This is a genomic window from Curtobacterium sp. MCSS17_007 (genome assembly GCF_003234175.2).
Taxonomy (GTDB): Bacteria; Actinomycetota; Actinomycetes; order Actinomycetales; family Microbacteriaceae; genus Curtobacterium.
On sequence record NZ_CP126257.1, the window covers coordinates 1,048,248 to 1,074,269 of the forward strand.

At 72.2% G+C, this 26,022-nt stretch carries 20 protein-coding genes; 10 read left to right on the forward strand and 10 right to left on the reverse strand.

Features of this window, described 5'->3' with window-relative positions; genetic code table 11:
- Positions 1–7 precede the first annotated feature (7 nt).
- The gene (locus tag DEJ22_RS04930) at positions 8–3,496 is read left to right on the forward strand and encodes an error-prone DNA polymerase (RefSeq protein WP_111227537.1); all 3,489 of its coding nucleotides are present in this window, start codon (positions 8–10) and stop codon (positions 3,494–3,496) included.
- Positions 3,497–3,590: 94 nt separating this feature from the next.
- On the opposite strand, the gene DEJ22_RS04935 is transcribed toward DEJ22_RS04930, so the two are convergent.
- Positions 3,591–5,141 (reverse strand): sensor histidine kinase, encoded by a 1,551-nt coding sequence (locus DEJ22_RS04935; protein ID WP_111227536.1) that lies wholly within the window; start codon positions 5,139–5,141, stop codon positions 3,591–3,593.
- Positions 5,138–5,815 (reverse strand): response regulator transcription factor, encoded by a 678-nt coding sequence (locus tag DEJ22_RS04940; protein ID WP_111227535.1) that lies wholly within the window; start codon positions 5,813–5,815, stop codon positions 5,138–5,140. The genes DEJ22_RS04935 and DEJ22_RS04940 overlap by 4 nt, the downstream gene beginning before the upstream one ends.
- Before the next feature lie 255 nt (positions 5,816–6,070).
- Between DEJ22_RS04940 and DEJ22_RS04945 the strand changes: the two genes are divergently transcribed.
- Complete coding sequence (locus DEJ22_RS04945; RefSeq protein WP_111227534.1) at positions 6,071–6,427, forward strand: hypothetical protein; 357 nt, start codon at positions 6,071–6,073, stop codon at positions 6,425–6,427.
- 7 nt (positions 6,428–6,434) lie between these two features.
- Here the strand turns inward: DEJ22_RS04945 and DEJ22_RS04950 are convergent, their stop codons facing one another.
- A complete protein-coding gene (locus tag DEJ22_RS04950) occupies positions 6,435–7,511 on the reverse strand; it encodes an FUSC family protein (protein WP_111227633.1) in 1,077 nt (358 codons plus the stop codon).
- 80 nt (positions 7,512–7,591) lie between these two features.
- Here DEJ22_RS04950 and DEJ22_RS04955 point away from each other — a divergent pair, with 80 nt between their 5' ends.
- Together DEJ22_RS04955 and DEJ22_RS04960 are read left to right on the forward strand one after the other, a co-directional pair.
- The gene (locus DEJ22_RS04955; RefSeq protein WP_111227533.1) at positions 7,592–8,839 is read left to right on the forward strand and encodes a phosphotransferase enzyme family protein; all 1,248 of its coding nucleotides are present in this window, start codon (positions 7,592–7,594) and stop codon (positions 8,837–8,839) included.
- A 478-nt stretch (positions 8,840–9,317) separates the two neighbouring features.
- Positions 9,318–11,444, forward strand: a complete 2,127-nt coding sequence (locus tag DEJ22_RS04960; protein ID WP_181430868.1) for a DEAD/DEAH box helicase — start codon at positions 9,318–9,320, stop codon at positions 11,442–11,444.
- An 80-nt stretch (positions 11,445–11,524) separates the two neighbouring features.
- Here DEJ22_RS04960 and DEJ22_RS04965 read toward each other — a convergent pair whose 3' ends face one another.
- Positions 11,525–11,797, reverse strand: coding sequence for a mycoredoxin (locus tag DEJ22_RS04965; protein ID WP_111227532.1), 273 nt, complete (start codon positions 11,795–11,797; stop codon positions 11,525–11,527).
- Between the two features lie 60 nt (positions 11,798–11,857).
- Here DEJ22_RS04965 and DEJ22_RS04970 point away from each other — a divergent pair, with 60 nt between their 5' ends.
- A complete protein-coding gene (locus tag DEJ22_RS04970) occupies positions 11,858–13,390 on the forward strand; it encodes a CYTH domain-containing protein (RefSeq protein WP_111227531.1) in 1,533 nt (510 codons plus the stop codon).
- Between the two features lie 37 nt (positions 13,391–13,427).
- On the opposite strand, the gene DEJ22_RS04975 is transcribed toward DEJ22_RS04970, so the two are convergent.
- On the reverse strand, positions 13,428–15,599 hold the full coding sequence (locus tag DEJ22_RS04975; protein WP_111227530.1) for a S9 family peptidase: 2,172 nt from the start codon (positions 15,597–15,599) through the stop codon (positions 13,428–13,430).
- A 72-nt stretch (positions 15,600–15,671) separates the two neighbouring features.
- Here DEJ22_RS04975 and DEJ22_RS04980 point away from each other — a divergent pair, with 72 nt between their 5' ends.
- Positions 15,672–16,871 carry an amidohydrolase gene (locus tag DEJ22_RS04980; RefSeq protein ID WP_111227529.1) on the forward strand — a complete coding sequence of 400 codons (1,200 nt, stop codon included), beginning with the start codon at positions 15,672–15,674 and terminating at the stop codon, positions 16,869–16,871.
- A 213-nt stretch (positions 16,872–17,084) separates the two neighbouring features.
- Here DEJ22_RS04980 and DEJ22_RS04985 read toward each other — a convergent pair whose 3' ends face one another.
- Positions 17,085–17,975: an aminodeoxychorismate lyase gene (locus DEJ22_RS04985; protein ID WP_111227528.1), complete on the reverse strand. Its 891-nt coding sequence runs from the start codon at positions 17,973–17,975 to the stop codon at positions 17,085–17,087.
- A gap of 28 nt (positions 17,976–18,003) precedes the next feature.
- Positions 18,004–18,360 (reverse strand): tryptophan synthase subunit alpha, encoded by a 357-nt coding sequence (locus DEJ22_RS04990; protein WP_111227527.1) that lies wholly within the window; start codon positions 18,358–18,360, stop codon positions 18,004–18,006.
- A gap of 83 nt (positions 18,361–18,443) precedes the next feature.
- Between DEJ22_RS04990 and DEJ22_RS04995 the strand changes: the two genes are divergently transcribed.
- On the forward strand, positions 18,444–18,950 hold the full coding sequence (locus DEJ22_RS04995) for an 8-oxo-dGTP diphosphatase (protein WP_181430866.1): 507 nt from the start codon (positions 18,444–18,446) through the stop codon (positions 18,948–18,950).
- Between the two features lie 10 nt (positions 18,951–18,960).
- Here the strand turns inward: DEJ22_RS04995 and DEJ22_RS05000 are convergent, their stop codons facing one another.
- The 3 genes from DEJ22_RS05000 to DEJ22_RS05010 all read right to left on the reverse strand — a co-directional run bounded on the left by DEJ22_RS05000 (position 18,961) and on the right by DEJ22_RS05010 (position 22,699).
- On the reverse strand, positions 18,961–19,263 hold the full coding sequence (locus DEJ22_RS05000) for a hypothetical protein (protein ID WP_146241774.1): 303 nt from the start codon (positions 19,261–19,263) through the stop codon (positions 18,961–18,963).
- Positions 19,264–19,331: 68 nt separating this feature from the next.
- Entirely contained in the window at positions 19,332–20,933 is a 1,602-nt protein-coding gene (locus DEJ22_RS05005; RefSeq protein WP_111227524.1) for an ABC transporter permease, read from the reverse strand.
- 77 nt (positions 20,934–21,010) lie between these two features.
- Complete coding sequence (locus tag DEJ22_RS05010; protein WP_111227523.1) at positions 21,011–22,699, reverse strand: cation:proton antiporter; 1,689 nt, start codon at positions 22,697–22,699, stop codon at positions 21,011–21,013.
- A 116-nt stretch (positions 22,700–22,815) separates the two neighbouring features.
- Here DEJ22_RS05010 and DEJ22_RS05015 point away from each other — a divergent pair, with 116 nt between their 5' ends.
- The 3 genes from DEJ22_RS05015 to DEJ22_RS05025 all read left to right on the forward strand — a co-directional run bounded on the left by DEJ22_RS05015 (position 22,816) and on the right by DEJ22_RS05025 (position 26,013).
- On the forward strand, positions 22,816–24,072 hold the full coding sequence (locus DEJ22_RS05015; protein ID WP_111227631.1) for an inorganic phosphate transporter: 1,257 nt from the start codon (positions 22,816–22,818) through the stop codon (positions 24,070–24,072).
- Positions 24,072–24,368 (forward strand): hypothetical protein, encoded by a 297-nt coding sequence (locus tag DEJ22_RS05020; protein WP_181430865.1) that lies wholly within the window; start codon positions 24,072–24,074, stop codon positions 24,366–24,368. The genes DEJ22_RS05015 and DEJ22_RS05020 overlap by 1 nt, the downstream gene beginning before the upstream one ends.
- A 145-nt stretch (positions 24,369–24,513) precedes the next feature.
- Positions 24,514–26,013, forward strand: a complete 1,500-nt coding sequence (locus DEJ22_RS05025; protein WP_111227522.1) for an aspartate ammonia-lyase — start codon at positions 24,514–24,516, stop codon at positions 26,011–26,013.
- The last annotated feature ends 9 nt before the right edge of the window (positions 26,014–26,022 follow it).

Genomic DNA, 26,022 nt, shown 5'->3' on the forward strand with positions numbered 1-26,022 from the left:
AGTCCTGATGGGGTACAGCAACCCACCCATCCCGTGGTCGCAGTTCGAGCGTGCCCTGTCGGACAAGCGCCCGGACAGCGCACACGCCGGAGACGGCGGCGACAGCCCGGCGTGGTCGCGCAAGCGGTCCCGGTACGTCCCACCGCCGACGGCGTCGGACGACGACGCCCCGGTCGTGCCGTACGCCGAACTGCACGCGCACTCGACCTTCAGCTTCCTCGACGGGGCGAGCGGTCCCGAGCACCTGGTCGAGGAGGCCGCGCGCCTGCACCTGCACGGCCTCGCTCTGACCGACCACGACGGGTTCTACGGCGCCGCCCGGATGGCCGAGGTGGCCGAGGCGTACCCGACCGTGACGACCGTGTACGGCACCGAGCTGTCCCTCGGGCTGACCGAGCCGCAGAACGGCGTGCCAGACCCCGAGGGCACGCACCTGCTGCTGCTCGCCGACGGCCAGGACGGCTACCACCGGCTCGCCGCTGCGGTCACCCGGGCGCACCTGGCGGTCGGTGCCGAGAAGGGGCGGCCGCAGTACGACCTCGACGAGCTCGCGGCGCAGGCGGACGGGCACTGGCGGGTCCTGACCGGCTGCCGGAAGGGCACGGTGCGCCAGGCCCTCGAGCACGGGGGCGAGTCCGCGGCGGACGTGGCGCTGCGCGCGCTGCTCGACCGGTTCGGCACGGCCGGGGTCGTCGTCGAGCTCACCGACCACGGCGAACCGCTCGACACCGCCCGGAACGACCTCCTCGCGGGGCTCGCCGCACGGCACGGGTTGCCGGTCGTGGCGACGGGGAACGTGCACTACGCGACCCCCGACCGCTTCCCGGTGGCGACCGCGCTGGCGGCCGTGCGGGCCCGGAGGAGCCTGGACGAGATCGACGGCTGGCTGCCGGCGGCACCGACCGCCCACCTGCGCTCGGGCGCCGAGATGGCCCGGCGCTTCGCGCGCTACCCGGGGGCGGTGGAGACGAGCGTCGAGCTGGCCGACGAGCTCGGCTTCCGGCTCCGGACCGCCAAGCCCGGCCTGCCCGACGTCGAGGTGCCGGAGGGGCACACCACGATGTCGTGGCTCCGGGAACTCACCTGGCGTGGGGCACGGCGGTTCTACCCGGGCAGCGCGGACGGCGTCGACCCGCAGAAGCGCGAACGCATCGAGCGGGAGCTCTCCGTCATCGCGGACAAGGACTTCCCCGGCTACTTCCTGATCGTGCGGGACATGGTGCAGTACGCCCGGCAGCGGGGCATCCTCTGCCAGGGCCGCGGATCGGCGGCGAACTCGGCGGTCTGCTACCTGCTCGAGATCACCGCGGTGGACTCGATCCGGTACGGGCTGCCGTTCGAGCGGTTCCTGTCGGCCATGCGCGACGAGGAGCCGGACATCGACGTGGACTTCGACTCGGACCGCCGTGAAGAGGTGATCCAGTACGTCTACGAGAAGTACGGGCGCTTCAACGCCGCCCAGGTCGCGAACGTCATCACCTACCGGCCGAAGGGGGCCGTCCGGGACATGGCGAAGGCGCTCGGGCACAGCCCCGGGCAGCAGGACGCCTGGTCGAAGCAGGTCGAGCGGTGGGGGTCGGTGACCGAGAGCCAGGACCACGACATCCCGGACACCGTGGTCGACATGGCCCAGCAGGTGCTCGGGTTCCCGCGGCACCTCGGCATCCACTCCGGGGGCATGGTCCTCACCGACCGCCCCGTGGGCGAGGTCGTCCCGATCGAGCACGCCCGGATGGACGGCCGGACCGTGCTGCAGTGGGACAAGGACGACTGCGCGTACATGGGGCTCGTGAAGTTCGACATGCTCGGACTGGGGATGCTCGCGGCGTTGCAGTACGCGTTCGACCTGGCCGATGAGCACTGCGGGGAGCGCTGGGACATGCACTCCATCCCGAAGGAGGAACAGGGCGTCTACGACCAGCTGTGCCGGGCGGACACGATCGGGGTGTTCCAGGTGGAGTCCCGCGCGCAGATGGGGACGTTGCCGCGGCTGCTGCCCCGACGGTTCTACGACCTGGTCATCGAGGTCGCCCTGGTGCGGCCCGGACCAATCCAGGGCGGTGCCGTGCACCCGTACATCCGACGACGCACGGGCGAGGAACCGATCACCTACATCCACCCGTCGCTCGAGCCCGTGCTCGAGCGGACGCTCGGGGTGCCGCTGTTCCAGGAGCAGCTCATGCAGATGGCCATCGCCGTGGGCGGGTGCTCGGGGGACGACGCCGACCTGCTCCGCCGGGCGATGGGCTCGAAGCGGGGCCTCGAGAAGATCGAGCGGCTGCGCGAGAAGCTCTACGCGGGGATGGCGGCGAACGACATCCACGGTGCGGACGCCGACGCGATCTACGCCAAGATCCAGGCGTTCGCGAACTTCGGCTTCGCGGAGAGCCACTCGATCAGCTTCGCGCTCATCGTCTACGCGAGCGCGTGGATGCGCCTGCACTACCCCGGGGCGTTCCTGGCAGCGCTGCTCCGGGCGCAGCCGATGGGGTTCTACTCGCCGCAGACCCTGGTGGCGGACGCCCGACGGCACGGGGTGCGGGTGCTCCGGCCCGACATCCTGCGCTCGGGCGTCGACGCGACGCTGGAACCCCTGCACGGTGACGGTAGCGACGGTGATGCCTCGGGCGGCAACGGCAACGGCAACGGCAGCGGCGACGGCGACGGCGAGGGCAGCGACGCCGGGACCGGAGGCGGTCCGGACACGTGCCTGGCCGAGGAGCAGCCGCCCGTGCTGCCGTTCGACGCCTCCCGTCCGGACGACACCGCCGAGCACCGCCGCGACGGGGCCTTCGCGGTCCGCCTGGGCCTGGCCGAGGTGGCCTCGCTGGGGCGGAAGAGCGCCGAGGCGATCGTCGCCGAACGCGATGCGCACGGCCCGTTCACCGACATGTCCGACCTGGCACGCCGCGTACGTCTGACCACGGCGCAGCTGGAGGCACTTGCGGCGGCGGACGCCTTCGCCGGGCTCGGCATCGACCGGCGCAGCGGCATGTGGTCCGCCGCGCAGGCCGCAGCCGAGCGCCCGGACCAACTGCCCGACACGCAGGTGACGGTGCAGCCGCCGCTCTTCGGGCAGATGACGAGCGGGGACGTCCTGATCGCCGACATGTGGTCGACGGGCATGACCACCGACGACCACCCCGTGCGGCACGTGCGACCGCGCCTCGACGCCCGCGGGGCGCTCAGCGTGCTCGACACCGCGACGGCGGAGACCGGGCGGCGCGTCGAGGTCGGTGGGATCGTCACCCATCGGCAGCGTCCGGCGACGGCCTCGGGGATCACGTTCATGAACGTCGAGGACGAGACCGGACTGGTCAACGTGATCTGCAGCGTCGGGGTGTGGGGCCGGTACCGGCGGGTGGCACGGGAGTCACCCGCCGTGGTCGTGCGGGGCATCCTCGAGCGGTCACCGGACGGGGTCGTGAACCTCGTGGCGGACCGGATCGAGCACCTGCCCTTGTCGGTGCGGACCCGGTCGCGGGACTTCCAGTGAGCCCGTCCCGGGTCCGTGGCGCCGTCGCGGCCCGGGGACGGCAGCCGCCGGCCGGTCCGTTCCGCCTCCGTGTCCCCGCCACGGCCCGGGGAGGTCAGCCGGCGGCCTGCTCGTGCACCACGGGGACGCGGACGGTGACCTCGAGCCCGCCGGAGCGGACGTTACGGAGGGACGCCGTGCCTCCCGACCGTTCCGCGATGGCGCGCACGATCGCGAGTCCGAGACCGGAGCCGCCCGGCATCGGTGTCCCGCCGGTCGCCGGATCGGGGTCGCGGCGGGAGGTCCGGGCCTCGTCGGGCCGGGTGAACCGGTCGAAGGCGACCGGGATGAACGACTCGGGCACCCCGGGGCCGTCGTCCGTGACCTGGAGGACGCCCTCGTCGCCCTCGACCCGCCAGGACACGAAGACGCCGCCGCCGCGGGGGAGTGCCGCGACCGCGTTGCTCGCGGTGTTCGTGACGAGCTGGGCGATGCCACCGGTGTCGAGGCGGAAGTGCGGCTCGGCCGAGCGGCCGGAGCTGGGGTCGGTCCCCGAGCCGTCCCGACCCCCCACGCTGCTGCCGACGGTCGTCGGAGCCGGCGGCTCGAGGTCGAAGTCGACCGTGACGTCCTTCGCCGACGCGATCAGCCGGACGCGGTCGACGGCGGCCATCACCTCGTCGCCGAGGTCGCTCCACGAGGTCGTTGCCTGCGCGCCGTCCTGCTCGTGTCGTTCGGACTCTTCGATGCGGGACAGGGTGAGCAGGTCGTTGGCCAGCCGCGAGAGCCGCGCGACGCTGCGCTTGGCGCGGTCGATGTGCGCCGCGAGCGCGGCCGCGTCGTCACCGTCGAGCGAGGCCAGGTCGAGCTGCGTCGTGAGGATCGCGAGCGGGGTCCGCAGTTCGTGGCTGGCGTCCGACACCATCTGCCGCTCACGCTCGGTGGCCTGGCGGGTCCGGGCGAGGAACGCGTTGAGGGTGGTCGCGAGCGACGCGAGCTCGTCCTGCGCGGGGCCGACCGGGAGCTCGGCGCGCTCGGGGGCGACGGAGAGCCGCTCCGCCTCGCGACGCATCCGGTTGACCGGCCGGAGCGCCGCAGTGGCGAGGGCCCACGAGGCGATGCCGAAGGCGATGAGGATCGCCAGCCCGGTGAGCGACAGGGTCGTCGTCAGGTCGTCGACGACGATGGCCTCCGCCTGCGAGTTGCGTGCGGCCACGACGGTCCAGCGTCCGGCCTGGTTCACCGGGTGTTCGATGACGACGCGGTACTCGGAACCGGACACGGTGATGAGCGAGGTGCCGGCCGGTCTCGACGTCAGGCTGCCGAGTGCCCGCTCGACGCGCGGTGGCATGGTCGAGAGCCGGATCTGCCCGGACGGCGCCACGACCGCGACGAGCTGTGCGTTGCCCGGCGCCGACAGGTCGGGGTCGCTGTCCACCTCGAGCGTCGCCACGTACGGGTCCACGTCGGCGTCGAGCAGCGTGCGGGTGGCGCTGGCGACGACGCTGACCACGCTGACGCGCATGACGAGCACGAGCAGGACGATCACGACCGCGGCGATGGCGGTCGACCCGATGGTGATCCGGGCGCGGAGCGACAGCACGCGGAGGGGCCGGGGCAGCCCACGGCGTCGGGCGCTCCCGGGCGTCGGTGCGGGGTCGGTCACGCCCCGAGCAGGTCGAGCCGGTAGCCGCGGCCCCGGACCGTGGCGATCGCGACGGTCGCCTCGTGCGACGTGAGCTTCTTGCGGAGGTACGAGATGTACTGCTCGACGACGTTCGGGTCGACGTGCTGCGAGCCGTCCCAGACCTCCTCGAGGATCTTCGGACGGTCGACGACGGTGCCGACCGAGCGTGCGAGCAGACGGAGCAGTGCGAACTCGGTCGGGCTGACCGCCACGCGCTGGCCCTTGATCGAGACGCGGCGTGCCTCGGAGTCGATGGCCACGTCGCCGACCTCGATCGTGCGCTGACCGGCGGCGGACTCGCGCCGACCGAGCGCGCGCAGACGTGCGGTCAGCTCGGCGAAGGCGAACGGCTTGGTCAGGTAGTCGTCGGCACCGGCGTCGAGGCCGAACACCCGGTCGTCCACGGCGTCGCGTGCCGTGACGAGCAGGATGCGGACCGGGTCCTCGCGCTCGCGGATGCGACGGGCGAGCTCGAAGCCCGACATCCCCGGCATCATCACGTCGACCACGGCCAGGTCGAAGGCCTGGTCGCCGAGGGCGATGAGCGCCTCGACCCCGTTCTCGACCGCGGTGACGCGGTACCCCTCTGCTGCGAGTCCACGCTCCATGAGCGCACGCATCTCGTCGTCGTCCTCGACCACCAACAGGCGCATGATCGACCTCCTCGGAGCCCATCGTGGCAGGGATCGCCCGTCGGGGGCACGATCCCGCTCGGAACTCGCTGAACCTCGTCACAGCGACCTCTCGGCGGGCTGGCACGACTGCTCGGCGGGGCGGATCGGTCGACGTCGCCCGGAGAGGGGTAGGACGACCTGTCCCGCGGAGGGGGGTATGGGTACCGAGGGGTGCTCGTTGCTAGGCTCCGCACCGGACGAGGCGTACCCGACGCAGCGTCCGTAGGGGGCACCATGCAGGACCAGTCAGAACCGTCCGTCCACCCGGCCATCGCCCGGTTGCACGCCGAACTCGACGCGGCACGTCGTGGCATCGACGTGCTCGCCGACCTGGAGGACGCCCGTCGGGACCGTGTCGTCGCCGAGTTGCTCAGCGCCGTCCCCGACGTCGCGAGCCGGGCTGCGCACGAAGCCGGAGCCGACGGCGTCGTCGCGACCATCCAGGGGTTCGCGGACGCGGCTGGTGACCACGGGGATCCGGCGACCGCGCTGTGGGACCGCATCGTGCTCACCGCGGTCGAGGCGGCGGCCGCCGTCGAGCCCGGTGGAGTGGACCGTACGACGAGCCGCGAGCGCGCCGCCACCGGCTGACGGCAGGTCAGTCGTCCTCGCCGAGCAGCTCCTCGCGCACGCGTCGGATGTCCTCGAGCAGCGCGCCGATGAGCACCCAGTGCCGTGAGTTCGGTCGGACCACCTCGAGCGGCGCCGTCAGCGCCGGTTCCGGCGACCCGGCGTCGTCCGCCGCGGCGCCGGTGATGCCGTCGCTCTCGGAGTGGTGGAGCCGGGTCGCCTCGACCCGCGCGCTCAGGGCACGGACGTCCGCGCCGATCCGTGCGACCTCGGTCGCGATGCTGCCCACCACCGGGTCCGCCCGCAGGTCGGGCGCCGTGTTGTCCCGGATCGCCCGCGTCATGCCGGTCACGCGGGTCACGAGCACACGCAGGTGCTCGGCGATCGCGGTGTCCCGCTCCAGGATCGTCCGGTGCCGCCCGCCCCGCGGGTTCATCGTCAGCGATTCACCCGCCGCCGTGAGCGATGCCTCGGCACGGGCGTGCTGCTGACGGAGTGCCCGAGCCTGCAGGAGTGCCTGGTGCCAGCGGTCGGCATCCCACCCTTCGGTCAGCCCGATCGCGATCCGCTCGAAGGCCGCGGCGGTGTCGCGGGCGAGCCGGGCGACCGCCAGGTGGGCCGGTTCGAGGAGCACGGGCGGCACGATGACGGCGTTCACCGCGAGCGCGACGACCGCGCCGACGACGGTCTCGAGGATCCGGTCGGCCGAGTAGTTCGGCGTCACCACCCCGGCGGTGAGCACGAGCATCCCGCTGATGCCGACCTGCGTCGCCGAGGTCGGGGTGAGTCGGAGCGCCCAGCTCAGCAGGATCGCCAGGACGATGACGACGAGCACGACCCACACGGCGTCGCCGAGGAGCAGGTGGAACGCGGTCGCCAGCACCACTCCGAGCACCACACCGGCGCTGCGCTCCAGGCCCTTCACGAAGGACTGGTTGATGCTCGGCTGCACCACGAGCAGCGCGGCGATCGCGGCGAAGGTGGGGAACGGGCCGTCGATGAGCAGGCGGCACAGCAGGACGGCGGCGACCACCGCGACCGCGGTCTTCACGACCTGCAGGAACGGTGTGCGGCTCGAACTGCGGAGGCGTGCGACCGGGTTCACGACGACCACGGTAGCCACGAGCCGCACGCCGAGCCGTGCACGTTGGCGACGAAACGGCCCCGGCACGGTTGACTGTTCCCGTGTGGCCGAACCACGAGCGCGTCATCCCGCAGGCCTTCGCCGGCTCCGGGACCTCCGTCGTGGCCGCACGCGCCCACTCGGTCGAGCCGTCGGGCAACGGGTACCTGTACGGCTACGAGGTCGACACCGTCGACCGGGCCGGGCAGCGCGCCACCGTCCTGACCTACGTCGACACGGGCGGCGCCCACGACCAGAACAGCGCCATCGTCACCGACCCGACCACCGGTGAGCCGGTGTCGGTGTGGGCCTACCCGAACGACCCCGGGCTCCCGGTGCTGCCGCAGGTGACCTACCGAGACGCCGTGGCCGAGCTGCTCGCGGGCATCGGCATGCCCGTCACCGACCCGACCCTCTCCGTCGCCGCGTACCGCCCGGGCAAGCGCGCCGTGGTCCGCGTCGATGCCCCCGAACGCGTCGTCTTCCTGAAGATCGTCCGTCCGCACCGCGTCGCGCCGATCGTCGAGTCGCACGAGCAGTTCGTCGCGGCCGGCCTGCCGGTGCCACGCGTGCTGTCGAGCCGCGGTGACGGGCTGCTCGTGCTCGAACGGATCCGGGGTGTGCCCGCCGGGAGCCGCATCACCGAGATCGCCGACGACCCGCGCTTCGTCGGCTCGCTCGCTGCGCTGACCGGTCGGATCGCGTCGGTCCCGATGACCCAGCAGGCCCGTGCGGACGCCATGGACCACGCCGACTGGCACCGCCGTACGCTCGTGACCGCGCTGCCGCAGGACGCGGCGGAGATCGACGAGCTCTACGACGCCATCGGTCGCCGCTCGATCGGGTGGGGCACGGCGACGAAGCAGGTGGTGCACGGCGACCTGCACCTCGAGCAGGTCTTCGTCGACGAGGACGAGCCGTGGCGCATCTCGGGGCTCCTCGACATCGACACCGCCGGCTGGGGCTTCCCGGTGCGCGACATCGGTGCCGTCGTCGCGCACCTCGTCGTCACGGGGCTGTGGCACCGCTCCCGCGGGGACGCCGAGCGGGGTGCCGCGGCGGAGCGCCTGGCCGACGCCGTGGCGCGTGACTGGGTCGCGCGGAACCCCGGCGAGGCCGACCGGATCGGTCCGGCCATCGGCGCGCAGCTCCTCGCGCACGCCGGCGGCCAGGCGACGACCGGATCCGCGAACGGGATCGAGACCGCGCAGCAGCTCCTGGCGGCCACGCGGGTGGCGCTCGCCGAGTCGTCGTCGCCCACCGTCCCGTCGGCCGGCGTGCTCCGACCGCGCTCCGCGCCGCAGGTCTGAGGCGGCACCGCGCCGGGCGCGGGCCGGACAGCGTGGTCGCGTCGTGCCTCCGGGCCGACCGTCGGCAGGTCGCCCCCTCGACCCGGTCGGGAGGCGCGACGCGCGCGGCGCCCGTCGAGTCGCCGCCGTCGGGGGTCGGGGAGTAAACTGCACCCAGCACGCACCGTTTCCTCGCGTGCCGCGTCGTCATCCGGACGCGGCAGTCGGTCGCTTGACCGTCGCGGGGGCCGGGTCCGTGGGCGTCCAACAGGGCACCACGTGCGTGCGACGGCGCCGGATCCCGGCGCGGACCGTCGTGTCGAGCACCCGTGGGAGCCGGCGGAACGGTCCGCGGGACTCCACCGGACGTCCCTCGGCGGGACCGGCGAACGAGCGGGCCAGGGTGGCCCGTGGGACCGGGGTCGTGCCAGACGCCGGTCGAGGACTTCCCGCCACCACGGCGGCTCGCCCGTGCGGATCGGGCGGAACAGGAGGAGCGTTGGCTCGATCAGGCACCCGGCGAGCAGCCGGTGGGACGCGGACCGCGTCGCGTCGCACCCGCCCGCTCGACAACGACGGCGTCATCCCCGTGCTCGCCCGCGCCGTGCGCGAGGTCGAGGCGGCCGCGCAGCGCGGACCGCTCAAGGCGTCGAACCGGTCGAAGTTCCAGGCGGTCGCCCTGCTCATGCGCGAGGAGCGCGCAAGGGTCAAGGCCGACCCGGAGCTCACGGACGCGCAGCGCGCCGAGCAGCTCAAGCGGCTCGACGGCGTCGCGACGATCCTGGCGAAGACCGCGGCACGGGACACCAGCGTCATCCAGCTGCTGACCGAGGAGGCCTCGGTCAGCGAGGCGACCCGCACCGTCAAGCGCGACATGATGATCGCCGGCGGGATGGAGCTGCAGCCCGAGGACCTCGTGATCGCGGCCGAGCCGTCCCCGGTCGTCGAGGCCCCGGTGCGCTCGGTCGTGCCGCAGGCCGTCGTGCAGCGCCAGCTCGCCAACCCGTTCCTGGCGCCCGACTTCGCCCTCGCCGACCAGCCCGTCGCACACCCGCGCCGCCTGGCGAACTGGGAGCTGTTCGGACCGCTCTTCAAGTCGTTCGAGTACGGCGCCGGCGGGGGCGCGGCGTCGATGCCGCTGCCGGAGCCGACCTCGCTGCACTCGAAGTCCGGCACCACCCTCATGAAGCACCAGGCCGAACTGGTCGCTGCCGCTGCGCAGGGGCACCGCTCGTTCCTGCTCGCCGACGAGCCGGGCCTCGGCAAGACGGCGCAGTCGCTGCTGGCCGCCGACGCGGCGAACGCGTTCCCGCTGCTCGTCGTCGTGCCCAACGTCGTCAAGACGAACTGGGCACGCGAGGCCGAGCGCTGGGTGCCGAACCGCCGCGCGACGGTCATCCACGGTGACGGGGACGACCTGGACGGCTTCGCCGACATCGTCATCGTGAACTACGAGATCCTCGACCGGCACGTCGGCTGGCTCGGATCCTTCGGCTTCAAGGGCATGGTCGTCGACGAGGCGCACTTCATCAAGAACAAGGAGTCGCAGCGCTCCCGGTTCGTGCTGCAGCTCGCCGAGCAGATCCGTTCGCGGGTGTCCGCGCCGCTGTTCATGGCGCTGACCGGTACCCCGCTGATCAACTCGGTCGAGGACTTCCGCACGATCTGGGAGTTCCTCGGCTGGATCGACGACAAGAAGCCGCGCGCGAAGCTCATGAACGAGCTCGAGGACATCGGGCTCACCCCGGCCGACCCCGGGTTCTTCGTCGAGGCACGCAAGGCCGTCATCGACCAGGGCATCGTCCGGCGCCGCAAGGTGGACGTGGCGGCGGACATCCCCGCCCGTCGCATCGCCGACATCCCCGTCGAGCTCGACGGCGAGGAGGGGCGCTCGATCCGCGACGCCGAGCGTGAGCTCACCGCGAAGCTCGTCCGGCGCTACCACCAGGCGCTCGACGCCCGCACCGGGCAGGACCCGGTCGTCGGCATCGACCACAAGCTCGTCCGCCAGGTCGCTCGGTGGGAGCTCGAGGACCAGGACGCTTCGTCGACCGGCGAGAACGTGTTCTCGATGGTCCGCCGCATCGGCCGGGCCAAGGCCCAGCTCGCCGCCGACTACGCGGCGCAGCTCGCGTCGAACGTCGGCAAGGTCGTCTTCTTCGCCAAGCACCTCGACGTCATGGACCAGGCGGAGGAGGTCTTCGCCCGCCGTGGCCTGAAGACCGCCACCGTCCGAGGCGACCAGACGCCGGCGCAGCGCACCGCCGAGATCGACGCGTTCGTGAACGACCCCGAGGTCGCGGTCATCGTCTGCTCGCTCACCGCGGCGGGCGTCGGCCTCAACCTGCAGGTGTCGTCGAACGTCGTGCTCGCCGAGCTGTCCTGGACGAGCGCCGAGCAGACGCAGGCGATCGACCGCGTGCACCGCATCGGCCAGGAAGAGCCGGTCACTGCCTGGCGCATCATCGCCGCGCAGACGATCGACACCAAGATCGCCGAGCTCATCGACTCGAAGGCCTCCCTGGCCGCACGCGCACTGGACGGTTCGGACGAGGAGATCGACGACTCGGGCGACATCCAGCTCGACGCCATGGTGGCGCTGCTCACCGAGGCGCTCGGGGGCTGACGTCCCCGCTGGTCGAACCCCGGAACGAACAACGCGCCCCGTCACAGCGGGGCGCGTCGTCCGTCAGGGGTGCGGTGGCCTCAGATGCGCGACTGCACCTCGGCCAGCGACGGGTTCGTCGCGGTGCTGCCGTCCGGGAACACCAGGGTCGGCACGGTCTGGTTGCCGCCGTTGACCTCGGCGACGAGCTCGGCCGTGCCGGGGGTCTGCTCGATGTCGACCTCGCGGTACGGCACGCCCGCCTTCGACATCTGGTTCTTCAGCCGGGCACAGTAGCCGCACCAGCTCGTCGTGAACATCGTGACGCCGCCGGCCTCGGGCACGAACGCGTCGCGGGTGACTGTCTCGCTCATGTCGACAGGCTAGCCCGGCGAGTTCGGGGAACACCCGTCACCCCTGGTAGACAGGACCGCGTGACGGACACCCACCTCGAGATCGAGCGCACGTACGACATGCCCGAGGGCGACGACCTGCCGGACCTCGTCGGCGTCGGCGCCATCGCCCGCACCGAGCACCAGGAGCCGTTCGTCCTCGACGCCACCTACTGGGACACCGAGCGCTACGACCTGGTGGCCTCCCGCGTGACGGTCCGGCGGCGCACCGGCGGTCCGGACGCCGGCTGGCACATCAAGCGCGCCGCGTCGGACACCGTCCGGCACGAGCAGCACTTCCCGCTGACGGAGGACGCCGACACCGTTCCGGACGCGGTCCTCGCCGCGCTGTTCACCGAGCGCCGGGGCCGCGGACTCCGGCCCGTCGTGCACATCGCCACGACGCGCACCGTCACCCGTCTGCTCGACGAGGACGACGACCAGGTCGCCGAGCTCGCCGACGACCGCGTGGTCGCGCGACGCCTCGACGACCGGGCCCCGTCGACCCCGCGCACTTGGCGCGAGGTCGAGGTGGAGACGGTCGGCGACGTCGACGAGCAGGTCGCGCACGAGCTCTTCGCCTCGCTCGACGGGCGCTTCGCCGCGATCGGGGCCGCTCCGGCCGCGGTCTCGTCGAAGCTCGCCCGGGGCCTCGAGGGCGCTCCCGCCGCACGCCTCGTCACCACCGAGAAGGCCGAGAAGGGCACGGCTGCCCGCGCACTGACGAAGCGTCTGCGCAAGCTGCGCACGGCGCTGCTCGGACAGGAGGCGCGCCTCCGTTCCGGTGAGGACGCCGACCTGCGCGAGACGGCCCGGACCGCCCTCGACATCGCCGCCGTGCTCGGGTCGTACCGGCCGGGCTTCGCCGCGACCGCCGCCGCCGACCGCGCCGCCGAGGCAGCGGACGCCCTGGCGGCCGTCACGGCCCGTGCCGCCCTGGCCGACTACCTGGTGGAGCGGCTGCCGCACGCGTCGACGCCCGCACAGGACCTGCTCGTCGACGCGATGACGCGCGAGCGAATCCTCGCGGCGACCCGTGAGCGGCGCTCCGTCGCCGTGGGGGAAGTCACGGCCTTCCTCCACTCGGAGCCGTACCTCGAGCTGCTCGACGCCCTCGACGACGCCGTCGAGCGTCCGGCCCCGACGGAGTGGGCGCTCCGCTCGCCGAAGCAGGTCGCCCAGGACGTCTCGGCGATCGAGAAGCCGCGCGTGCGCGAGCTCGTCCGCAGCGCCGTCGGGGACGATGACGAGAGCGTCGGTCTCGTCGACCGGGAAGCCGCCGACCGTGCCGCCACCGAAGCGGCCTGGCGCGCTGCGTCGCGGGCCCGGGCGGCGATGGACGTGCTCGGCGACGACGCGTTCCCGCACGCGCTGTGGAAGCGCATCGGTGACGCGGCGGACGTGCTCACGGAGCGGGTTCGGTCGCTGCACGCGCTCGACGTGCTGCGGGTGCACTCGGGGATCGCGGAGCGCGGCGGCGAGGGCACGTTCGGGTACGGCGTGCTCGCGGGGGACCGCGTGCGGCTCGCCGAGGAGTCCTACGACCAGGCCGTGCACGCGCTCAACCGCGTCTAGCGCGCCCGCGGGGTGTCCGCGCAGTCGGTCCGACGGGTCAGCCGGCCGCGATCGGCTCCGCGGACGCAGCTGCCGGGTTGACGTCGGCGAGACCGAGCACCTCGAGCAACCACGCGAGCTCGAAGGCCCGCTCCTTCCAGGAGTCGTACCGGCCGCTGACGCCGCCGTGCCCCGCCGCCATCTCGGTCTTCAGCAGCACCGACGCCCCGACCTCGCGGAGCCTCGCGGTCCACTTGGCCGGCTCGACGTAGAGCACACGGGTGTCGTTGATCGACGTCACGGCGAGGATCCGCGGGTACTGCACGTCGTCGCGCACGTTCTCGTACGGCGAGTACTCGCTCATGTACCGGTAGACCTCGGGGTCGTGCAGCGGGTCACCCCACTCGTCCCACTCGATGACGGTGAGCGGCAGGTCGGGGTCGAGGATGCTCGTCAGCGCGTCGACGAACGGCACCGCCGCCAGGATGCCGGCGAACCGTTCCGGCGCGAGGTTCGCCACGGCGCCCATGAGCAGGCCGCCCGCGCTGCCACCCTCGGCCACGAGCCGGTCGGCGCTCGTGCGACCCGTGTCGATCAGGTGCTCGGCGACGGCGACGAAGTCGGTGAAGGTGTTCTTCTTGGTGAGCGTCTTGCCGTCCTCGTACCAGTGGCGCCCGAGCTCGCCGCCGCCGCGCACGTGCGCGACCGCGAAGACGACGCCGCGGTCGAGCATCGACAGGCGCATGACGCTGAAGCCCGGGTCGATCGAGTGCTCGTAGGAGCCGTACCCGTACAGGTGCAGCGGCGCGGGTGCGTCGGCGTCGACGGCGTCCCGGCGCCAGACGAGCGAGATCGGCACCTCGGTGCCGTCCGGCGCGGTCGCCCAGTCCCGCTCCTGCACGTAGTCGGCCGGGTCGTAGCCGCCGAGCACCGGCTGCCGCTTGAGCACGGTCACCTCGCCCGAGGCCAGGTCGAGGTCGCTCACCTCGGACGGCGTGACGAAGGACGTGTAGCCGATGCGCAGCGTCGGCTGGTCCCACTCCGGGTTCCCGCCGAGACCGGCCGAGAAGAGCGCCTCGTCGAACGGGACCTCGTGGGCGTCCCCGTACCCGTCGCCCTCGATGGGGACGATCGCGACGCGGGGGAGCGCCTCGGAGCGGTACTCGAGCGCCAGGTGCCCGGCGAAGGCGTCCACCGACTCGATGCGGCGCTCGGGGTGGTGTGCGACGACGACGCGCCGGTCGGACTCCGAGGTCGGGTCGTCTGCCGGCACGTCGACGAGCTCGAAGTTCTCCGCACCGTCGTTGTGCAGGACCAGGAACCGGTCGCTGCCGCCGACGATGGCGTGCTCGATCTCGTACTCGACGCCCTCCCGCCGCGGCCACACGACCCGGAACTCGCCGGTCGGGTCGGCCGCGTCGAGCACCAGGGCCTCGGAGGTGATCTTCGACCCGAGCTCGATGACGATGTACTGCGACGAGCGGGTGACGCCGACGCCGACCCAGTAGCGGTCGTCCGGTTCCGTGAACACGACGACGTCGTCGGACGCGGCGGTGCCGACGGTGTGGCGCCAGATGCGGTCGGGGCGCCACGACTCGTCGACCGTCGGGTAGAACACGAAACGGCCGGACGGGTCGAAGGTCGCTCCCGAGCCGGTGTTCGGGATCTCGTCCCCGAGGTCCCTCCCGGTCTCCAGGTCCCGCACGTGCAGGGTGTAGCGCTCGTCGCCCTCGACGTCGACGCCGTAGACGAGTCGCGTGCCGTCGTCACTGATGTCGTAGCTGCCGAGCGAGAAGAAGTCGTGTCCCTCGGCCAGCGCGTTGCCGTCGAGGACGACCTGCTCGCCCGGGAGCGTCGAGGCGCCCTCGTCCACCGCGGGCGGGGTCCAGTCGTCCGGGCCGGCGATCGGGGCACGGCAGTGCACACCGTACTGGCTGCCCTCGGCCGTGCGGGTGAAGTACCACCAGTCGCCCATGCGCACCGGCACCGAGAGGTCCGTCTCCTGCACGCGGTTCTTCACCTCGGCGAAGATGCGGTCACGCAACCCGGCGAGGTGGTCGGTCTGCGCCTCGGTGTACGCGTTCTCGGCCTCGAGGTACGCGAGGGTGTCGGGCGACTCCTTGTCCCGCAGCCACTCGTAGTCGTCGACGAAGTCGATGCCGTGGTGGGTCCGCGTGACGGGCCGCTTGGCGGCGGTCGGCGGGGTGGCCTGGACGTGCTCGCTGCTCACCCCGCCACCCTATGCGCACGGGCCTCGACGCCGTCCCGCACGGGCTCCGCCGCCGCGTCGTAGCGTGGTGGCATGCGCAACTCCTTCGTCGTCACGGGTGCCCACGTCGTCCCCGTCTCCGCCCCGCAGTTCGACGGCGGCGCCGTCGTGGTGGAGGAGGGCCGGATCACCGCCGTCGGACCGGACGTCACGCCGCCTGCCGGGCTGCCCGTCGTCGATGCGGCGGGGGCCTGGCTCGTCCCCGGGTTCGTCGAGTCGCACGGGCACGTCGGCATCCACGAGGAGGCGAACGGCTGGGCGGGCAACGACACGAACGAGATGACCGACCCGAACACCGCGGCGGTGCGCGCGATCGACGCCGTCGACATCGACGACGAGGGCTTCCGCGACGCGCTGTCCGGCGGCATCACGAGCATCGTCGTGAAGCCGGGCTCGGGGAACCCGATCGGCGGACAGACCGTCGCGATCAAGACGTGGGGCGGCCGGACGATCGATGAGCAGCTCATCTCGGACGCGGTCAGCGTGAAGAGCGCCCTCGGCGAGAACCCGAAGCGCGTGTACGGCGAGAAGGGGAGGACCCCGTCGACGCGGCTCGGCGTCGCGAAGGTCATCCGCGAGGCATTCGTCGCCGCGCAGGACTACCGTGCCGCCCGTGATGCTGCGGCTGCGAAGGGGGATCCGTTCACCCGCGACCTGACGAAGGAGACCCTCGTCCGGGTGCTCGACGGCGAGCTCGCCTGGGACCAGCACACCCACCGGCACGACGACATCGCGACCGCGCTGCGCCTGGCGGAGGAGTTCGGCTACCGGCTCGTGGTCAACCACGGCACCGAGGCGCACAAGATCGCCGACGTGCTCGCCGAGCGGGACGTCCCGGTCATCTACGGTCCGCTGTTCACGAGCCGCTCGAAGGTCGAGCTCCGCGACCGCGGCATCCCCAACCTCGCGAAGCTCGCCGCCGCCGGGGTGCGTGTCGCCATCACGACGGACGCGCCGGTGGTGCCGATCAACATGCTCGTCGACCAGGCCACGGCCGCCGTGAAGGAGGGCCTCCCGTGGCAGACCGCGCTCGAGGCCCTCACCACCAACCCGGCGGACTTCCTGGGGTTCGGGGACCGGGTGGGCCGCATCGCCCCGGGCTTCGACGCGGACCTGGTGCTCTGGGACGGCGACCCGCTCGCCGCGACCAGCCGCGCGAGGCGCGTCTGGATCGAGGGCGCCCCGGTGTACGAGTGGGCCGACGGGACGGGCGTGACCACCCCGCGCTGGTGACCGGCTGACGGATCGGGCCCACGCCGCCGGTCCCGGCGTGACGCGCCAGCGGCAGGCCGGGCGTGCCGGTGGGGAGGCCCGTGACGGCTCCGCCCCGCGCCTCCCGTCCGTCCCCTCCCCACTCGCAAGACGCGACCTCGGCGGTTGCTCGCAGCGCGGTACCGCTGCGAGCAACCGCCGTCGTTGCGTCCTGCGGAAGGCGCGCGCCGGGCGTCAGGCGTCGCGGGACAGCAGGAAGTCGTTGATGCGGGTCGTCATCTCGAGGTCCATCGGACGGGTGACGCCGTTCACCGACCGGATCGGTGCCGCCTGGCGGACGCTCGAGAGCAGCCACAGGGCGTCGGCGGCCTCGAGGTCGGCGAGCGTGACGAGCTCGTACGACGTCGCGATGCCCGCACCCTCGGCGAAGCGGAACACGTCGGCCTGCGTCGTGCCGGCCAGGATGCCGATGTCGGTGCGCGGTGTCACGAACCGACCGTCGACGGACATGACGAGGTTCGCGCGCGTGCCCTCGAGCACGTACCCGTCGGTCGACACGAAGAGCGCGTCGTCGGCACCGCGGCGCTCGGCCTCGCGGAGTGCGGCCATGTTCACCGCGTACGACAGCGTCTTCGCACCCTGCAGCAGCCACGGCGAGGTCCGCTCCACGTCGTGCCGGTAGCCGCGGTCGAGCGTCACGACCGAGATGCCCTCGGTGCGCGCGGTGGTCTGGTCGCCCGACGGCGCTGCGTACACCCACCCGGTCGGGCGACCGCTGCCCTCGACGCCGCGGGTCATCACGGTCTTCGCGAACGCCTCGTGGACGGGGTCGAGCCGGGCGCACACCGCCTCGATCGCGCGTCGCCACGCGTCGAGGTCCGGGGCCGGCAGGTCGAGCATCGCCGCCGACCGGGTGAACCGGGCCAGGTGCGGCTCGAGTGCCTGTGGACGGCCGTCGACGACCGTGATCGTCTCGAACACGCCGTCGCCCCGGATCGCCCCGAGGTCCTGCACCTGGAGGTGCTCCTCGAGCGGCTTCGCCCACGTGTAGGCGTCGGCCGACGGGTCGTGCGGGGCGGCGTCGCGGGAGGGCTGGTTGAGGACGGCGAGGACGGTGTCGGTCATGTCCCCATCCAACCGCAGTGCCGACCGGTCAGGGGCGGTCGCGGCCGGGCAGCGCACCCATGAGCTTCCACACCGCGGGCGTCAGCTCCGGGTGCTGCAGGGCGATGCGGCGGAGACGGTGGTACTCCTCGCCGAGCTCGGTGCCCTGTCCGGACGCCGGGTGACCGGCCCAGTGCGCGCTCCGCTGGCTGATCGTCGCGTCGAGCTCGACGGCGTCGGCGCGCAGGATGAGCACGACCTGCTCGTCGACGCTCGGCAGCGTCGGCATGAACTCCCACGGGTCCTCACCCGCACGACTGCGGTGCTCGACGATCATCGAGATCTCCTCGGCGGCCTCGGCGCGCAGCACTTCGAGGCTGCGCCCGGTCCTGCGGGGCTCAGCCATGGTGCCCCCGCAGCACGCCTGCCATGAGGAGAGCGTACGCCAGCGTCGGGTGCTCACCGGACACGTCCGCCAGACTGGGGACCGTGACGGAACGCGACGAGACGAAGTCCCAGCACGCCCCGGTCGTGGTCGTCTACCTGCTCCGCGACGGCGCCGGCGGCCCCGAGGTGCTGCTCGGCGAGAAGCGCCGCGGCCTCGGCACGGGACGGCTCGTCGGTCCGGGCGGCAAGCGGGAACCCGGGGAGTCGTCCGAGGCCGCCGCGGTGCGCGAGGTCGCCGAGGAGGTCGGCCTCCGTCTCGAGGCGTCCGACCTGGAGGCCCGTGGCACGTTGGACTACCGGTTCCCGTTCCGACCGTCCTGGTCGCAGGTCTCGGACGTCTTCGTCTGCCGCCGCTGGCAGGGAGACCCCTCGGGCGGCGACGAGCTCGAGCCCCGGTGGATCCCGGTCGACGCCGTCCCCTACGACGCGATGTGGGACGACGCGCGCTACTGGTTGCCCGGCGTGCTCCGCGGGGGAGCGGTGTCGGCACGGTTCACGTTCTCGGAGGACAACGCGACCGTCGCCGGGTTCTCCGGCAGGGGCGTCTAGCGGCGGGCCGTCAGCGGGTGCTGGCGCTGCGGTCCTGCTGCGTGCGGGTGCTGCCGGTGCGGGCCTCCTCGGCGGCGGCGAGGACGTCGGCGTCCCCGCTGCGACCGCCGAGCGGGCGCACGAAGAAGTCGACGATGCCCGCGACGATCGCGCCGACGACGGCGAACATCGCCCACCCGACGAAGAGGCCCGCGGTGTTCCGACCGTCGGACGGTGCGAGGAGGACGCTGGCGGCGTACAGGACGGCCGCGAGCACGAGGAACGCGACGACGAGGGTGACGAGGACGCGGTGCCAGGTGGTGCGCGGGTGCATGCGGAACAGGATACGCGCGGCACGCACCCCGGCCCGACGGAATGCACGTCCCGCGCTCGGGTGCGGGGTCAGCGCTCCGCGTGCCGTCCGTGCGGTCGCTCCTCGGTCGGCGCGGGGCGCGACGGACGCGACCCGTCCGGGGCGGGACGACGACCGGAGGCGTCCACGCGGGGGACGGGACGGGTGCGCGGTCCGTTGCCCGTGCCTCCCGGTCGGCCCGGCGCTGATCGGTCCGCCTGCCGCACCACCGGGATGCGCCCCGTCGGGGTGGGCTCCTGCTCGAGCCCGTCGCGACCACCGGTGAAGACGTCGCCGGAGACGCGGTCGTCCTCCCAGTCGTCGTCGCGCAGGACGCTCAGCGTGCCGGTCTCGGTCGAGGTCAGGCCGTGGCGCTCAAGCTCGGCGTCGCGCTCCTTGCCGAGGAACTCGCGGTTGGCGTTCTGCGCGTCCTGGAACATGGTGGTCCGACCCGTGACGATCGCCCGGATGCGCCGTCGTTCCCACCACTGCTTGCCGAAGAACATGAGCACGAGCCCGGCCGCGGCGTAGCAGGCCATCGTCACGAGCCCGCGGCCGAACCCCGGGCCGACGCCGTAGACCTCGTGCTTGATCATGTCGACCATGCTCGACCCGACCACCACGTGGTTGAGCCACGCGAACGGCTCCGGCATGAACCACTTCGGGTAGGCACCCCCGGACGACGGCATCGACAGGAAGACGAAGCAGATCATCGCCGGTGCGGCGATGAACCGGCCGACGAAGTAGCTCAGGCCGTTGACGGCGAGGCCGATCGCGACGATCCACCCCCACGCGATGAGGACGAGTTCCACCCAGTGGCCCCGGATCGCGCCGACGACGGGCCCGGCCAGGGTGTTCGTGACGAGGGAGATGACGAGCCCGCCGACCACGATCACCGTCATGCGGGTGCGGTGCCGGAGCGGTCCGCCCATGATGCCGATGAACATCGCGACCATGTAGCCGCCGATGCACCACGCGAGCATGACGTACATCGCGACGGTGCCGTACTCGTCGTACGCGGGCAGCGGTGCGAGTTCGGTGACGGTCGGGGCGGCGACGCCGATGCCGGTGAGCACGGAGCTGAGCGTCGCGGGGACGAGCGACGCGACCTGGAACTGGTGGGCGCTCGCCTTGAAGACCTCGTTCGCCGAGGGGTCGTACGCCACGGCCATCGTTCCGGCCAGGACGTCCTGCTTCGCCCGGGCGAGCGAGTCGTAGGTGTGGAAGACGTACTCGCCCGGCAGGGCCTTGTCGACCGCCGCGACCAACGTCGGGTCGCTGCCGACCAGCGCCACGGGGACGTCGTGCGGGTGCGGGGCGTGGAAGGCGAAGACGTAGCAGAGGCAGAAGCCGACGATGAAGAACAGCGGCATCCAGAGCTGCAGTCCGATGAGCTGCAGTGAGGGGTGCAGTGTGCCGTACCAGCGCCGGTAGCGGCTGATCCGCTGCGGCTCGGGGACCGGTGCCTGCCGGACACGGCCGGACCGGCTGCCGGCGCTGCGGCTGCCGGCGACGGGGGCACCGCGACGTGGCCGCGAACCGCCTCGCGTGGACGGACGGGTCTGCCGGGGCTTCGGCGCGGACGACCGCGGCGCTCCGTCACGGTCGGGGAGGTCGCTCTTCCTGGGGACGTCGTTCCGCGGCTCGCTCACTCGGCGCTCTGCTCCTTCTGCTGGTCGGAGCGTCACGTTACGCCGGGCGTGCTCACCGCGCCCCGTGAGCGGGAGGGTCAGGACCGGCTGCGGGACGCCTGGGCCGAGTCCATCGCGAGCTCCTCGGCGTCGAGGGTCACGAGCACACGGCGCATGACCTCCTCGTCGAGGTTGCCCTTCTCGCGCTCCTCGAGCACGATCTCGCGGCGCCGGTCGAGCAGCTCGCGTCGGATGTCCTGGATCTGCGCACCGCGGAGACGGAGGGGAGCGTCGCGGTCCTCGACCTCCTCTTCCTCGGCGTCACGGCGGAAGGTCTCGGCCTGCCGCTCGAGACGCGCCTTCAGCCGGTTCACGACGCTGTCCGAGGCCTCGGCGCCGTACTGCTCGGCCCACGCCGGTCGGCGCCGCTCGAGCAGCGCGATCGCGGCCTCGGTGGTGCGCTGGTTGAGGCGCATCTCGCTGCGGACGTCCTCCTCGCCCTCTGCCGGGTCCTGCACCTTGAGCGCCCGGATCACGAAGGGCAGGGTCAGTCCCTGCAGCAGGAGCGTGCCGACGGTGACGACGAAGGCGATCACGAAGATGGTGTCCTGCGCCTTGATCTGGACCGAGTTGCCGACGACGGAGACGGCCGCGGCCAGGGTCACCACACCACGCATGCCGGTCCACGAGATGACGGTGAGCTCCCGCCAGTTGAGCTTCGGTTCAGCGGAACCGCGGATCCACCGCAGCGAGCGGTGCCCGCGGGACAGCCGGACCCGCAGGGGCCGCAGCCACCGCCCGTTGATCCGGTTGCGCACGTAGGACTCGAAGACGAAGAGCGGCCGGACCAGGATGACGACGACCAGGACGACGGCCGCCGCGGTGAGCGTCTGCGTCAGGCTCCGGTCGCTCTCGAGCAGGTTCTGCACGACCGTCTTCAGCTGCAGCCCGATGAGGGCGAACACGAACCCCTCGAGGATGACGTCGATGCTCGTCCACAGCGGACGCTCCTGCAGCCGGGTGGCGTAGCCCTCCTTCGGCGAGTTGTAGCCGATGTAGAGCCCCGCGGTGACGACGGCGATGACACCGGAGCCGGACAGGTCCTCGGCGAGGATGTACGCGACGAAGGGCAGCAGGATGCTCATGATCGTCTCGACGACGGGGTCGTTGATCCGCATCCGGATCCAGTGCACCGCGACGCCGAGCACGATGCCGACCGCGAACCCGACGCCGATCGCCAGGCCGAAGATCCCGATGTCCTGCCAGATCGTCAGCGAGGTGCCCGCGGCGATGAGCGTGAAGACGCGCACGAGCGTGAGCGACGCGGCGTCGTTGATCAGGCTCTCGCCCGACAGCACCGTCATCACGCGGCGGGGGAGCCCGAGCTTCCGGCCGATGGCGGCGGCGGAGACGGCGTCCGGCGGGGCCACGACCGCGCCGAGCAGGATCGCGGCGGGCCAGTCCATGTCCGGGATGAGGAGGTAGGCGGCGACCGCGACCGCGAGGGCGGTGACGATGACGAGGAAGACGCCGAGCCGTCGGATCTGCTTGATCGACTGCCGGAAGCTCTGCCACGACACGTCGAGCGCCGCGGAGTAGAGGAGCGGCGGCAGCACCACGGTGAGGATCACCTCGGAGTCGATCTCGATCTCCGGCAGGCCCGGGAGGAACGACGCGGCGAGCGCGACCGCCGTGACGAGCAGCGGGGCGGGCAGGCCCTTGGCGCGTGCGAAGCCGGTCACCGCGAGCGAACCGATCAGCAGGATGAGGAGTTCCGCGGTGTCCATGTGTGCAATCCTCCCATCGGGATGGTTCCGAACCTGAACGACCCCGCAGGTCGGGTGAACGGAAGGTGAACGACAGGGTTTGTGCTCAGCCGTCGGGCCTGGGACACTTGCCCGCGGTGGACATCACACTCATAGTCGTCCTGGTCATCGCGTTGGCCCTCTTCTTCGACTTCACAAACGGATTCCATGACACCGCCAACGCGATGGCGACGCCGATCGCCACCGGTGCCATGAAGCCCAAGGTGGCCGTCACGGTCGCCGCGGTGCTCAACCTGGTCGGTGCGTTCCTCAGCACCGCCGTCGCGACGTCGATCTCGCACGGCCTGATCAACGAGGGACCCGGCGGGGTCGCGATCAGCCCGGAGATGATCTTCGCGGGCCTGATCGGCGCGGTCGTGTGGAACATGATCACGTGGCTGCGCGGCCTGCCGTCGTCGTCCTCGCACGCGCTGTTCGGCGGACTCATCGGCGCCGCGATCGTGGGTGCGGGGTTCGACTCCGTCAACTACGCCGCACTGCTGACGGTCGTGATCATCCCGGCCTTCCTGTCGCCGGTGATCGCCGCGCTCGTCTCGTTGCTCGCGACCCGCATCGCGTACCGGGTCACCCGCCGTCCGGTGTTCCCGAACGAGCGCGGGGGCTTCCGGATCGGCCAGGTGTTCACGAGCTCGATGGTGTCCCTGGCGCACGGCACGAACGACGCGCAGAAGACCATGGGCGTGATCACGCTGACCCTCATCGCCTCCGGCGCGCAGTCCGCCGACCAGGGCGTGCAGTTCTGGGTCGTCGTCGCCTGTGCACTCGCCATCGCCCTCGGCACCTACACCGGCGGCTGGCGCATCATCCGCACGCTCGGCTCCGGCATCACCGAGATCCGCGCGACGCAGGGCTTCGCCGCCGAGGCCTCGACCGCGGCCACCATCCTCGCGTCGAGCCACCTCGGCTTCGCGCTGTCGACCACACAGGTGTCGTCGGGGTCGATCATCGGCGCCGGTCTCGGTCGCCGGGGCTCGAAGATCCAGTGGTCCACCGCGGGCAAGATCGTCATCGCCTGGTTCATCACGCTGCCGGCCGCCGCGGCCGTCGGTGCGGTCGCGTCGGGCATCGCCCGTCTCGGCGTCGGCGGTCTCGTGATCGACGCCGTCGTCGGCGCCGCGGTGATCCTCGGTCTGTACCTCTGGTCGCTCCGCAAGCCGCACGAGCAGGCCGCGGCGATCGAGGTCGACGTCGCCGCGAACGCGGTGCTGACCCGCAAGGAGCTGCGCGACCTGCAGCGCAAGAAGCGTGCTGCGCAGGTCGAGGCGCGTCGCGCCGAGCTCAGCCGCGAGCGCACCCTGCGCCGCATGGCCGGACGGAACGGAGGACGCCGCTGATGGGCATCGACTGGTTGGCCTTCCTCACCGTCGCCGTGGTGGCGGTCGTCTCCGCGTGCTTCGTGGTCCTCGTCTACTCGATCGGCCTCCGGCTCTGGAGCGCCGCCGACACCCGCGCCGGCAAGTACACCGTGAAGGACGACGGCACCGTCGGCCCCGCCACGGCCGGCTTCCCGCAGCCCGGTGCGGTCCAGCCGGGTGTGCGCGCGTTCCGTGCGCTCGCCGTCGCGTGCTTCGCCGTCTCCGGTCTGGCCGTGCTCTACGGCATCTACCTGATCGTCCCGCAGTTCCACTGACGGTCGCGTTCTGGGCCGTGGCGCGATCCGTGGAGCAGGTCGCGTCGGGTCCGCGGACCGGACCCGACGCGACCTGCTCCATCGATGTGGCCCACGCGCACCCGGCTCCCGGACCCGACCGGCCGGACGGGCTAGCCTCGGACGGGTGACCGGCAACGAAGCACCACGAACGCGCACCGAGACCGACTCCCTGGGATCGCGGGAGGTCCCGATCGACGCCTACTGGGGCATCAACACCCTGCGGGCGCTCGAGAACTTCCCGATCACCTCGGTGCCGATCGCGGTGTACCCGGACCTCGTCGAGGCGCTCGCGACCGTGAAGCAGGCTGCCGCCCGGGCGAACAAGGCCATCGGGGTACTCGATGCCGAGCGGGCGGACGCCATCGACCAGGCGGCGCAGGAGGTCCGTGACGGTGCCCTCCGTGAGCAGTTCGTCGTCGACATCGTGCAGGGCGGCGCGGGCACGTCGACGAACATGAACACGAACGAGGTGCTCGCGAACCGGGCCCTCGAGATCCTCGGGCGGGAGAAGGGCGACTACGCGTACCTGCACCCGATCGACCACGTGAACCGCAGCCAGTCGACGAACGACACCTACCCGACGAGCATCAAGCTCGCGATGATCCTGGGGGTGCGGCGGCTCACCGGCGAGCTCGAGCGACTGTCGGACGCCTTCGCCGAGCGGGGCCGGGCGTTCCAGGACGTGCTGAAGATCGGACGGACCCAGCTGCAGGACGCCGTGCCGATGACCCTCGGGCAGGAGTTCACGGGCTTCGCGCACACCATCCAGGAGGACGTCCTCCTGCTCCGCACGGTCTCACCGCTGCTCGCGGAGACGAACCTCGGCGCGACCGCGATCGGCACCGGCATCACCGCCGACCCGCAGTACCGCGACGAGGTCCGTCGGCAGCTCCAGGTCGCGACCGGGCTCGACATCGTCACCGCGCCCGACCTCATCGAGGCGACGAGCGACGCCGGCGCGTTCATGACCCTGTCCGGCACGGTCAAGCGCAGCGCCGCCAAGCTCTCGAAGATCTGCAACGACCTCCGGCTGCTCGCCTCGGGGCCGCAGGCCGGGCTCGGCGAGATCTCGCTCCCGGCACGGCAGGCGGGGTCATCGATCATGCCCGGCAAGGTCAACCCGGTGATCCCCGAGGTCGTGAACCAGATCGCGTTCGCCGTCGCCGGCGCCGACACCACGGTCACCATGGCAGCCGAGGGCGGGCAGCTGCAGCTCAACGCCTTCGAACCGATCATCACGCACGCGATCCTGCAGTCGCTGCAGTGGATGGCGAGCGGGTGCGCCACGCTCCGGGTGAACTGCGTGACGGGGATCGAGGCGAACGAGGCGAAGCTCGCGGCCCAGGTGGACACCAACGTCGGCGTCGTGACCGCCCTGACGCCGTACATCGGCTACGCGGCAGCGGCGTCGATCGCGCACACCGCGCTGACGACCTCGACGCCGATCGCGACGCTCGTCACGGCCGCGGGGCTGATGGACGAGGACCAGGTGCAGCGCGTGCTGTCGCCGGCGCGGCTGTCGGGCATCGAGCTTGCGACGGGCGCGATCCCGGTCGTCACCGAGGCCATGCTCGATGCGCACAGCTCCAACGCCGAGGCCGAGCGCGTCGCGCGCGAGCGCTGACGAGCCGAC